At 64.2% G+C, this 11867-nt stretch carries 9 protein-coding genes and 1 pseudogene; 5 read left to right on the top strand and 5 right to left on the bottom strand.

Annotated features, from left to right (window positions below; genetic code table 11):
* A pseudogene (locus GSQ79_RS00835) lies at positions 1–510 on the bottom strand (hypothetical protein); the annotation flags it as partial.
* Between the two features lie 409 nt (positions 511–919).
* On the opposite strand from GSQ79_RS00835, the gene cckA reads away from it, so the two are divergent.
* Positions 920–3439 (top strand): cell cycle histidine kinase CckA, encoded by a 2520-nt coding sequence (gene cckA / locus GSQ79_RS00830; protein WP_158806843.1) that lies wholly within the window; start codon positions 920–922, stop codon positions 3437–3439.
* A 91-nt stretch (positions 3440–3530) separates the two neighbouring features.
* On the opposite strand, the gene GSQ79_RS00825 is transcribed toward cckA, so the two are convergent.
* The 3 genes from GSQ79_RS00825 to GSQ79_RS00815 form a co-directional block, all read right to left on the bottom strand.
* Positions 3531–3818, bottom strand: coding sequence for a hypothetical protein (locus GSQ79_RS00825; RefSeq protein WP_158806845.1), 288 nt, complete (start codon positions 3816–3818; stop codon positions 3531–3533).
* A 173-nt stretch (positions 3819–3991) separates the two neighbouring features.
* Complete coding sequence (locus tag GSQ79_RS00820; protein WP_158806842.1) at positions 3992–4627, bottom strand: hypothetical protein; 636 nt, start codon at positions 4625–4627, stop codon at positions 3992–3994.
* Positions 4628–4729: 102 nt separating this feature from the next.
* Positions 4730–5701: a phosphatase PAP2 family protein gene (locus GSQ79_RS00815; protein WP_158806841.1), complete on the bottom strand. Its 972-nt coding sequence runs from the start codon at positions 5699–5701 to the stop codon at positions 4730–4732.
* A gap of 553 nt (positions 5702–6254) precedes the next feature.
* Here GSQ79_RS00815 and recA point away from each other — a divergent pair.
* The 4 genes from recA (at position 6255) to GSQ79_RS00795 (ending at position 11183) form a co-directional block, all read left to right on the top strand.
* Positions 6255–7340, top strand: a complete 1086-nt coding sequence (gene recA / locus GSQ79_RS00810; protein ID WP_158806840.1) for a recombinase RecA — start codon at positions 6255–6257, stop codon at positions 7338–7340.
* A gap of 196 nt (positions 7341–7536) precedes the next feature.
* Positions 7537–10248 (top strand): alanine--tRNA ligase, encoded by a 2712-nt coding sequence (gene alaS / locus GSQ79_RS00805; RefSeq protein ID WP_158806839.1) that lies wholly within the window; start codon positions 7537–7539, stop codon positions 10246–10248.
* Positions 10249–10355: 107 nt separating this feature from the next.
* A complete protein-coding gene (locus GSQ79_RS00800; protein ID WP_158806844.1) occupies positions 10356–10529 on the top strand; it encodes a DUF1328 domain-containing protein in 174 nt (57 codons plus the stop codon).
* 186 nt (positions 10530–10715) lie between these two features.
* A complete protein-coding gene (locus tag GSQ79_RS00795) occupies positions 10716–11183 on the top strand; it encodes a phasin family protein (RefSeq protein ID WP_158806838.1) in 468 nt (155 codons plus the stop codon).
* Here GSQ79_RS00795 and GSQ79_RS00790 read toward each other — a convergent pair.
* Positions 11180–11867, bottom strand: a 688-nt coding sequence (locus tag GSQ79_RS00790; protein WP_158806837.1) for a VWA domain-containing protein, incomplete at its 5' end; no start/stop codon positions are given. The genes GSQ79_RS00795 and GSQ79_RS00790 overlap by 4 nt on opposite strands.

Below are 11867 nucleotides of genomic sequence, written 5' to 3'. Positions count from 1 at the left end.
ATCGCCGATCGCGGCGGCAGGAATCGGCGGCGGCAGAGGCGTCGGCAGCGGCTGATCGGCGAGGCTGAAGCTCGGGGGCGCCGGCTCGATCTCATGCAGCCGTGTCACGGGATCCAGCCGCTCGACAGGCGCGAACGGCGCGGGAATCCGCGGCTCGTTGCCCGTCGGCCCGGGTCCTTCGGCCTTGTCGCGGCGAACGTCGCGCTGGTCGCGCGCCTCGACGCGAATGATCTCGGACTCGATGAGGAGATCGTTGGGGCCGCCGATCATGATGAGATGTTCGGTGTTGTCGCGGCGGACGATGATGAGCTGACGCTGCCGGTCGAGATCGAAAGCGTCGACGATTCCAAGCCGCGCCTGGCGCGTCCGGCCGCCGGGCATGCGCAAACGGCCGCCGAACAGCATCCGGATGATCAAGAGCAGCAATAGGGCCGCAATGAGAAAGGCGATTATCGCCGCGGCGAACATCAATGGCTTGTTCTCATAAAGCCTTTCAACCAACGTCTGCATTCACCGGCCCATGACGCTTTTACAGGAGAGGAACGATGTACCATGCCAAGCGCGGCACCGGCGCGAAAGGTTAACGAATGGTTAACGGCGAATTGCGCGCTCGTCGGGCAAGCCGCAACAAATATCGCCGAACGTCAAGCCAACCGACGCCCGATCCTCGATAATTCTTATGGATGGTTACTCATTGCCTGCCGTCTCCGCTTGCCATTGCTAACAAAAGCCGACTCTGTGACATGGTTAAAACGTGAACACAGACGATTTGTAGCCTTGCGCCCGCGATATTCGCATTGCGGATCGTTCGGTCATCACAGAATCGGTTTACGCTGGAGAGGCGGATCGCCTTCCCCACATGAAAAGTCGTCTGGCTTTTGGGGACAGGCGGCAAGCAGAAGGCATCGGGCTAACGCGCATGAGCGACCAAGTGACTTCCGCCGCATTTCATCGGACGGAGCGTTCCGGAAGTCCTGGCCTCGTCCTGTTGTTCGCGGCCTTGCTGGTTGCGGCCGCCGCGGCCTTTTCGCTGCTGCCCCATGACCAGGCCGGCACGCTGATCATCGGCCTTCTCGCGCTGTTCGCTGTCATCGGCATCTTCGCGCTGTTCGCCTATGCTGTCGGCATTTTTCAATTCGCCGGTCGCGCGGTCAAGAACGACATGACCCGGCTCGTCTGCGACAGCGGCCCGGAAGGGCTGCTGATCACCGACGTCAACGGCAAGTTTCTCTACGCCAACGACACCTACCTCAAGCTGGCGCAAGCCCATGACGGCGCCGACCTCCGCGGCGTCGAGCGGTTGTTCTCCGGATCTCCCGAGGTGTCCGAAGCGGTCTACCGGCTGGCCCAGGCGGCCCGTGACGGCAAGCGCGCCACCGAAGAGATGCGGTTGAGCCCGCCGCTCGACGGCGCTGTCGGTGCCGTGGGCTGGTATCGCGTCCGTGTCCGTCCTTTGCCGACGCCGGCGATCAAACGCGCCAGCCTCTGGACGATCTCCGACATCACCCGCGAGCGGGAACGTCACGAGAACGTCTTTCAGGAGTTGCAGCACGCCATCGATTTCCTCGACCACGCGCCGGCGGGCTTCTTCTCCTGCAACGGGGAAGGCGACGTCTCCTACATGAACGCCACGCTGGCGACATGGCTCGACTACGACCTGGCCCAGGTCGGCTCCGGCGGCCTGAAGCTGACGGACTTCGTCGCCGGCGGCGGCGTCGCCCTGCTCGCAGCGGTTGCCGGCGGTGCGGGCGAGGTGCGGACGGAACAGTTCGACATCGATCTGAAGCGCCGCGGCGGCCAGAGCCTGCCGGTTCGCCTGCTGCACCGCGTCGCCTTCAGCCACGAGGGAACACAAGGCCCTTCGCGCACCCTCGTCATCAGCCGGGCCCCCGGCGAGGAGCCGGGGGAAGACCTGCGCGCCGCCGAGGTCCGCTTCGCCCGGGTGTTCAATGCCACGCCGGTCGCGATCGCCATCGTCGATGCCGAAGGGGCCATCACGCAGTCCAACGCCTCCTTCGCCCGGATGATGCCGGCCGCACTCAAGACCAGCCGCACGGAACAGGGCACGACGCGCTCGATTTTCGCCGGCATCATTCCCCGCGATCGGCCGGGTCTCGCGCAGGCGATCAAGGCCGCGGCCGAGATGAAGAGCGACATCGCACCCGTCGACATTACCGTCGTCGGCGAAGAGGAGCGCTCCGCCCGCCTGTTCGTCTCGGCCACCGGCGAGCGCGAAGGCGGCGGTGCCACGATCTACGCGCTCGACACCACCGAGCAGCGCACGCTGAAGGAAAACTTCGCGCAGTCGCAGAAGATGCAGGCGATCGGCCAGCTCGCTGGCGGCGTGGCGCATGACTTCAACAACGTGCTGACCGCGATCATCGGCTATTCCGACCTGCTGCTCGCCAACCACCGGCCGACCGACCCGTCCTTCCAAGACATCATGCAAATCAAGCAGAACGCCAACCGGGCCGCCGGCCTGGTGCGCCAGCTGCTCGCCTTCTCGCGACGCCAGACCCTGCGGCCGCAGACCCTGCAGCTCGGCGACGTGATGAGCGACCTGCAGATGCTGATGCGCCGGCTCGTCGGCGAGAAGATCGACCTCGAGCTCCGCCACGGCCGCGACCTCTGGCTGGTCAAGGCCGACGTCAATCAGTTCGAGCAGGTCATCATCAACCTCGTGGTCAACGCCCGCGACGCGATGCCCGAAGGCGGCACCATCACGCTGCGGACCAAGAACGTGCCGGCCGCCGAATGCGCCGCCTTCAAGGAGGACGTGCTGCTGCCCGGCGACTATGTCGCCATCGCCGTCGAGGACAAGGGGACCGGCATCCCGCCTGAGGTGCGCGACAAGATCTTCGAACCGTTCTTCACCACCAAGGAGGTCGGCAAGGGCACCGGCCTCGGCCTGTCGATGGTCTACGGCATCGTCAAGCAGACCGAAGGCTACGTGTTCTGTGATTCGACGGTCGGCGAGGGCACGACCTTCACCATCCTGCTGCCGCGCTACATCCCGCAAGAGAGCGACGAGCCGGTGAAGAAGGAGATCGTCAAGCCGGTCGCCGATTCGACCGGCCATGGGACGATCCTGCTGGTCGAGGACGAGGAGGCGGTGCGTGCCTTCGGCGCCCGCGCGCTTGCCACGCGTGGCTACACCGTGCTGGAAGCCGCCTCCGGCCTGGAAGCTCTCGAAGTCGTCGAACGCAATCCCGGCAAGATCGATCTCGTCGTCTCCGACGTGGTCATGCCGGAAATGGACGGGCCGACGATGTTCGGGGAACTACGCAAACGCGGTGTGATGGCGAAGGTGATTTTCGTCTCCGGCTACGCGGAAGACGCTTTCGCCAAGAACCTGCCCGAGGGCGAAGACTTCGGTTTCCTGCCGAAACCGTTCTCGTTGAAACAGCTGATCGAAGCGGTGAAGAACGCGACGGGATAGCGATCTCCGCCTTCTCCACCGTGCGCGCTACAAGCCTGCGTCGGACACGCGCGGCGGAACGGCCGCCGATTGCCAAAAGGACGCGACCGTCTCACAGAGCCCGCGGTGGCAACAACGGTGCTTCGTTTCGCGCCATCCAGGTCAACGAGACGAACGCGCCGATCCATGATCCTGCCGCGGCAAACAGGACGTAAGCAGAATTGTGCGTGTAGCTGATGACGGCGAAGGCCGACAACAGGTACCAGATGCCGCTCCAGTTCGCGGCCACGATGCGTCGCCGCGCCGAGACCGCGGCATTGAAGAAAACATAGGCGGCGTCGGTGATAGCGGTCGACGCCAGCACGCCGACAGCAACCAGGGGATCGATACCGAGGATCATCGATGACATAGCTGACTCCCACGCCGTTGAACCTGCCGCCAAGGCCCGTTGTCGTTTGTTCGCCAGGCCGACGTCGGCCTCGCACCGCGCCGATCGATGAAGCACGGGACAGAGACCGTGGCGCGACGCGAATCCGTCTCGATGTGCGGCGCTCCGGCGATATTCGACGGATTTTAAAAGCCGCGAAAGGGGGCGACGGACGGTCCCACGTGAACGCCGGCGCGTGCCGCCAAAGCGACGATCGTTTGGGCCAGGACATAGGGCCGGCGCTCGAGCAGCAGAAGCGCGACGATCCGTTCGCGCCGCCGCTCGCGCCATGCCGCCGACCAGCCGCCGGGGCGGCAGGGATTGAAGCGGCTTGCACCCTCTTCCCGCAGGATCAGCCGAACCGCGCAGGGTCCAGCGCCCGTCGTCAGGATTTCCGCCTCGGCAACGGCCGTCCACGGCAGCGCTTCCGACAGCCGCGTGTCATGTAACCCGGTGCCGTCGATGGTGAGACATGATCCGCGTCGCAGATCGAAGCACAGCGTCAGCGCGACGCCCGCCGGCATGATCATCGTCATCACGCAGACGAGACCGACAAGAATCGTGACGGGATTGTCGCCATGGCGCAGCGCGCTGAGGATGAAGGCGATGCCCACGCACAGTGCGGCGACGGCAATCGCCGCCGCAAGCACGGCGACCACGACCATGCGCCACGACGGGCGAGCCACCATCGGAAGCGAAACGCGATGCAGCGCCCGCGACGACCCCGCATCAAAAAGCCCGGCTTCAGCCGGGATGTGCAGCGTCGTGTCGAAAATGCTCACTGGCGTGTCCCGGGCCCCCGCATGACCGAAAGCAGAACGCGCGCCAGCGTAACGCGTTCGCGCGGCCACACCTAAAGCATTGACTCGAAAGCGCGTACGGCCTCAGGGCGTAGTGGCAGGCGCGGCGACCGCGCGTACGGCCGCGTCGAGATCGATGCGCTGCCAATAGCCCAGTCTCGCGTCGTTCGACGCGTCGAGCGGATAGCCGGACGCAAGCGCCGTATGCATCAACACGTCCCGCCGCTTCTCGGCTCTAAGACCGGGCGCCACGGCCTCGAGCAGGACCTCCGCATGCTCGGGCGCCTGCATGGCGACGTCCGTCGCGCCGATCTGCGGCAGGCCGTAGGTCATCGTGAAGGCATAGAAACGGCGCATGCCTTTGTCGGCCCAAGGATCCGAGGCCGGCCCGGCCGTGGCACAGGCCGCGATGGGTTCGTCGCACGCGGCTTCGAGCGCCTGCCGCAATTCCGATTTGGCCTCGTCGAACAGCTTGCGATAGGCGGGGTCGGCGAGGAACTGCGCCACGTTGCGCTCGGCGATCATCCGGCTGCCGATCACGTCGAGCGGATAATGCACGTTCAGCACAACGCGCGAGTATCCGTAGCCCGCCGCCCGATCGACCAGCGGCAGAAACCGTTCCGGCAGCATGCTCGCGAGCAGAAGCGCATCGGTATAGCCGGCGCTGGTATGGCCGCTCGGGAAGGAAAAGCCGTAGGTCTCATAAGGCTTGTTGTTGGCGAGAATGACCGTATCGACCGGCGACTGGGTATTGGCGGCGATATAAGGCCGCGGATATCGAAAGCTGTTTTTGGCCAATTCGGTGCCGACCTCCGAGCGCTTGATCAACGTCGCCGCCTTGGCGATCTTGCCCTCCCGATAGGCCTTGATGAAGGCATGTCCGAGCTTGGGACCCAGCGCCTCGGGCAGGAAGTCGAGGAACGCCAAGGCATCGGCGTCGACGACCGCATGCGCCTGCTGCTCGATGGAGGACGCCGAACTCACCCCCTCGGCAATCTTCAGATTCACCAGGAGCAGGCGATAGGGCAACGCGAGAAAGGGACTGAGAATATCCACGCTCGTCGCCTGCTTTTGCGCCATCTGCAGGTCGACGTTGTCGGCGACGATCTTCTCTTTGAACCACGTCTCGTTGGCGCGGCACGGCGCGTTCCCGCAGGCCGATTGACGCGCGTGGTTGAGGGACGTCCTGCGTGAGAACCTCGCCCGACGGCGTCAGCGCATGCAGCACGTCTTGGCGCTCGTCATCGAGCAGACCACTATAGGCCGGATCGCGATTGGCCATGGTGACCGTGTCTGCGAGACGGGCGATGTCCGCGCTCGGGTTGGACCCTGGCATGACAGAGGTTGCAGGCTCAGCCTTGGCCGCCCCTGTCAGGAGAATAAAAGCCAGCGTCGCAACAGTTCGTCCGTCACACATCGCACAATTCCGTTCCACCGTCCGCCTAGTCTGTCCCCAAAACCGTGACAGGCTTGCGACATCGCAACCGGCACAATTCACGTTGTAAAGGCTTAAAGTTCACCTTGTGTTCCTGGAACAAAAAGAGTACGTTTCAAGGATCGAAGACGCGATTGCGCTGCCTGCCTGCCCCATGCCAGAAGGATGAAGACCGTGAGCCAAGCCAATATCCGCCTTGTGGAAGGAACGTCCGTGGACAAGACAAAAGCGCTCGACGCAGCGCTGTCGCAGATCGAGCGATCCTTCGGCAAGGGCTCGATCATGCGCCTTGGCAAGAATCAGAAGGCACTGGAAATCGAGACGGTTTCGACCGGCTCGCTCGGCCTCGATATCGCGCTCGGCGTCGGCGGCCTTCCGCGCGGCCGGGTCATCGAAATCTATGGCCCGGAATCCTCGGGTAAGACGACGCTGACGCTGCACGTCATCGCCGAAGCCCAGAAATCCGGCGGCGTCTGCGCCTTCATCGACGCGGAACATGCGCTCGATCCGGTCTACGCCCGCAAGCTCGGCGTCAATCTGGAAGATCTTCTCATCTCCCAGCCCGATACCGGCGAACAGGCGCTCGAAATCACCGATACGCTGGTGCGCTCCGGCGCCGTCGACGTGCTGGTCATCGATTCCGTCGCGGCTTTGACTCCGCGCGCCGAAATCGACGGCGAGATGGGCGACAGCCAGCCGGGTCTCCAGGCCCGCCTGATGAGCCAGGCCCTGCGCAAGCTGACCGCATCGATCTCGCGCTCGCAGACGATGGTCATCTTCATTAACCAGATCCGCATGAAGATCGGCGTGATGTACGGTTCGCCGGAAACCACCACCGGCGGCAACGCGCTGAAATTCTATGCCTCGGTGCGCCTCGACATCCGCCGCATCGGCTCCATCAAGGACCGCGAGGAGGTCACCGGCAACCAGACCCGCGTCAAGGTCGTCAAGAACAAGGTCGCCCCGCCCTTCAAGCAGGTCGAGTTCGACATCATGTACGGCGAAGGCATCTCCAAGGTCGGCGAACTCGTCGATCTCGGCGTCAAGGCCGGCGTGGTGGAGAAATCCGGCGCCTGGTTCTCCTACGACAGCCAGCGCCTCGGCCAGGGCCGCGAGAATGCCAAGACCTTCCTCAAGGCCAATCCCCTGATGGCGGAAAAAATCGAACGCTCGATCCGCGAAAACTCCGGGCTGATCGCCGACCGGATCCTCGATCAGATCGACGAAAAGGACATCGAGGAGGCGGAAGCCGAGGAATAGGCCGAAGGCCTGCCGCGCGCGTTGATCCGCCGCGGTCCATTGCTGGGCCCGGCGTTTGCCACGACGGGTGAAATCGTACCGCCTGCCCTCGCTTGTCTCGACAGCCCTAAGGCGCGTCGTTAGAACGGGCTTGCATCCTGCCTGCGGCGCGGGCGGACGCGCCCCGCCCGGCAAGTGCAGATAGGTCTTTGAGCGAATGAACGGCAACGGCGTCAACGAAATCCGATCGGCTTTTCTCGATTATTTCGGGCGCCACGGCCATGAAGTCGTGCCGTCGTCGCCGCTTGTGCCGCGCAACGATCCCAGCCTGATGTTCACCAACGCGGGCATGGTTCAGTTCAAAAACGTATTCACCGGCCACGAGCGCCGCCCCTACGTCCGGGCCGCGAGCGCGCAGAAATGCGTCCGCGCCGGCGGCAAGCATAATGATCTCGACAACGTCGGCTATACCGCACGCCACCACACCTTCTTCGAGATGCTCGGCAACTTCTCCTTCGGCGACTACTTTAAAGCCGAAGCAATCGAACACGCCTGGACGCTGATTACCAAGACCTTCTGCCTGCCCGTCGATAAGTTGCTGGTCACCGTCTATCACGACGACGACGAAGCCTTCGAACTCTGGAAGAAGATCGCCGGCTTCCCCGAATCCAAAATCATCCGCATCGCCACCAGCGACAATTTTTGGGCGATGGGCGAGACCGGTCCCTGCGGCCCCTGCTCCGAAATCTTTTACGACCAGGGCGACAAACTGCAGGGCGGCCCGCCCGGCAGCCCCGAGGAGGACGGCGACCGCTTCTTGGAATTCTGGAACCTCGTCTTCATGCAATACGAGCAGGTCGGGCCGGGCCAGCGCAACAATCTGCCGCGCCCCTCGATCGACACCGGCATGGGCCTCGAGCGCATCGCCGCGTTGCTGCAGGGCGTGACCTCGAACTACGACATCGACCTGATGCGGGTGCTGATCGGCGCCATCGCCGACGCCACCTCGACCGACCCGAAGGGCCCGCTCAAGGCAAGCCACCGCGTCATCGCCGATCACCTGCGCGCCTGCTCCTTCCTCGTCGCCGACGGCGTCCTACCGTCGAACGAGGGCCGCGGCTACGTGCTACGCCGGATCATGCGCCGCGCCATGCGCCACGCCCAGATTCTCGGGTCGGCCGAGCCGCTGCTCTGGCGCCTCGTCCCGACCCTCACCCGCGAGATGGGTCAGGCCTATCCCGAACTGCTACGCGCCGAAGCCCTCATCATCGAGACACTGCGGATGGAAGAGACGCGCTTCCGCGTCACCCTCGCGCGCGGCCTGTCGATTCTCGAGGACGAAACCCGCACCCTCGTCCCCGGCGCGACGCTGCCGGGCGAGGTGGCGTTCAAGCTCTACGACACCTACGGCTTCCCGCTCGATCTCACCCAGGATGCACTACGCGCGCGCGCGCTGGCCGTCGATACCGATGGTTTTGCCACCGCCATGGCCCGCCAAAAAGCCGAAGCCCGGAAAGCGTGGTCGGGCTCGGGCGACGCCGGCACCGAGCGCGACTGGTTCGCGGTGCGCGACGCGGCCGGCGCCACCGATTTCCTCGGCTACGCCACCGAACACGTCGAAGCGACCGTCGCCGCCATCGTGCTGGACGGCGCGATGGTCGATGCGGTGAGCGAAGGTACCAAAGCCACGATTATCCTCAACCAGACCCCGTTCTACGGCGAGTCCGGCGGCCAGGTCGGCGACACCGGCATCATGCGCGCGCCGGGCGTGGTCTTTACCGTCAGTAACACCCAGAAAAAGCTGGGCGACCTGTTCGTCCACGAGGGTGTGGTCACGTCAGGCGCTGTCACCAAGGGCATGACCTTGGATTGCGTGGTCGACCACGCGCGTCGGGGCGCGATCCGCGCCAACCACTCGGCGACGCATCTTCTGCACGAGGCGCTGCGCCTGACCCTCGGCGATCACGTCGCGCAAAAGGGTTCGCTGGTGGCGCCCGATCGCCTGCGCTTCGACTTCGCCCACCAAAAACCCATTCCGCCGGAAGACCTGGCGTTGATCGAGGACATCGCCAACCGCGCCGTGCTCGACAACACGCCCGTGGTCACCCTGCAGATGGGCGTCGACGCCGCGATCAAGTCCGGCGCGCGCGCGTTGTTCGGCGAGAAATACGGCGACGAAGTCCGCGTCGTGTCGATGGGCATTGCGCACCATGCCGACGACACGGACGCGGCCGACGACTCGAGCGATCCGCACGGGCCAGCCTTTTCGGTCGAACTCTGCGGTGGCACTCATGTCGCGCGCACTGGTGACATCGGGCTCATCACCATCACGGCGGAAAGCGCCGTCGCGGCCGGCGTCCGCCGCCTCGAGGCGCGCACCGGCGCCGCCGCCCGACATTATCTCAACGCCCGCGCCGCGAAGCTCGGCGATCTCGCGCATCAGCTGAAGTCGACGGAAGACGAGGCCTCGAAACGCCTCGGCACCCTCATCGAGGAGCGCCGCAAGCTCGAGCGCGACCTGGCCGACGCCCGCAAGAAGCTTGCGATGGGCGGCGAAGGTGGGGCGGCCGCACCCGCGGCCGTCGAGATCGACGGCGTTAAATTCCTCGGCAAGGCGATCAGCGGCGTCGAGATCAAGGACCTCAAAGCCATCGCCGACGAGGCCAAGCAGACGCTCGGCAGCGGCGTCGTCGCGATCGTCGGCGTGTCCGCTGACGGCAAGGCCGGCGTCGTGGTCGCGGTCACCGCGGACCTCACCGATCGGTTCGATGCCGTGGCGCTGGTCCGCGTCGCGGCAGACAAGCTCGGCGGCAAGGGCGGCGGCGGCCGGCGCGACATGGCGCAGGCCGGCGGTCCGAACGGCGAAGCGGCCGAGGCCGCCCTCGATGCGGTCGGAGCCTCGTTGCGCGCTCACGCGGATGTCGCATAAAGCTGTGTAAAACGCGGAAACAATTCAGGTATCCGCCTTGAGCGCGGGAACCTCGCGCGTCAATGCGGTGTTTGCCGGGTCTTAACGAACCGGAGCATACTATGAATATCGGCAATCTTCTTCACTGGGCCCTGATCTTCCTCATCGTGGCCATCGTCGCCGCCGTTCTTGGTTTCGGCGGCGCGGCCGGCACGGCCATGGAAGGCGCGAAGATCATCTTCTACATCGCGATCATCCTGCTGGTGGTTTCGGTCATCCTGAATTTTGCACGCGGCCGTTAGTCGAGCGTTACTGCAGCGAACAAGACATAGCGCCAATACATGAATTTCTGTCGGGACGATGACAATCGTCCCGACGCCGGCCGGAATAAATCGACTTTATTCGCGCTTCGGCAAGCACCTCATCGGGTCTCTTCGCGTTATAGCTAGGCGTGGTCGCAAGCCGCGCGACCCACTGAGGAGATCATCATGAGCGATCAGAATAGCGCGCCGGGCTTCGAGCCGGCGTTGGGCGGATTTTCCGCGGCAACCAAATCCATGCAGACATTCTCGTCCGAAATCGCGCGGATGTCGAAAGAGTCGGTCGAACACACGACCCAGCTGGTCGAAAAGCTTCGTAACGCCAAGACCATCGAAGATATCGTCTCGATCCAGACGAATTTCATGCAGCAATCGTTCTCGAATTATGCCGACTACACGCGGCGCTTCGGCGAGCTTCTGACGATGCTGCCCCTCGAACTCGCCAAACACAGCCGCACCGCTGTCCAGCAAGGCACCGAAGCCGTCGCCCGCAATGTCGAGCAGACCGGCCAGCACGTGCAGCAGGCCAGCGATCAGTTCCAGCACAACACCCAGTCGTTCAACAACGACCAAGGCTATAACAACGATCAGAATTACAACAACAATCAGAACTACGGCCACAGCAACAATTATTAGCTGCGGCTGAGCGCTCGCATCGCGTCGTCGAGACCGCCGAGCGTCAAAGGGTACATGCGGCCTTCAACGATTTGCCGCATCAAGCCAATGGATTGCGTGTAGGGCCACTGCGCTTCGGCGACCGGGTTGAGCCAGGCGACCCGCCGGTAAGTCGCAGCGATACGCTGCATCCAAAGGGCGCCCGGCTCCGCGTTCCAATGATCCACGGCGCCGCCGGGTGCGGTGATCTCGTAGGGCGACATCGACGCGTCGCCAACGAAGACGACACGATAGTCAGAGCCGAAGGTGTGGATCAGGTCGTAGGTACCGAGCTGATCCTCGCGGCGGCGCGCATTGCTGGTCCAGACGTGGTCGTAGATGCAATTATGGAAATAGAAGGTGCGGAGATGCTTGAACTCCGCCCGCGCCGCCGCGAACAGCATCTCCACCTCGCCGATATGCCAGTCCATCGAGCCGCCGATATCGAAAAAGATCAGCAGTTTGACCGTATTGCGCCGCTCGGGCCGCAGCCGGACGTCGAGAAACCCCTGCTCGGCGGTGCCGCGCACGGTGGCATCGAGATCGAGTTCCTCCGCGGCGCCCGCGCGGGCGAAATGGCGAAGCCGGCGCAGCGCCAGCTTCACCGTGCGTGTGCCGAGTTCGGCGTCGCCTGCAAGATCCTTGAACTGGCGCTGGTCCCAGACT

It is taken from the genome of Beijerinckia sp. L45, assembly GCF_009765775.1.
Classification (GTDB): Bacteria; Pseudomonadota; Alphaproteobacteria; order Rhizobiales; family Beijerinckiaceae; genus RH-AL1.
This window is presented reverse-complemented; position numbering and strand designations above follow the sequence as displayed.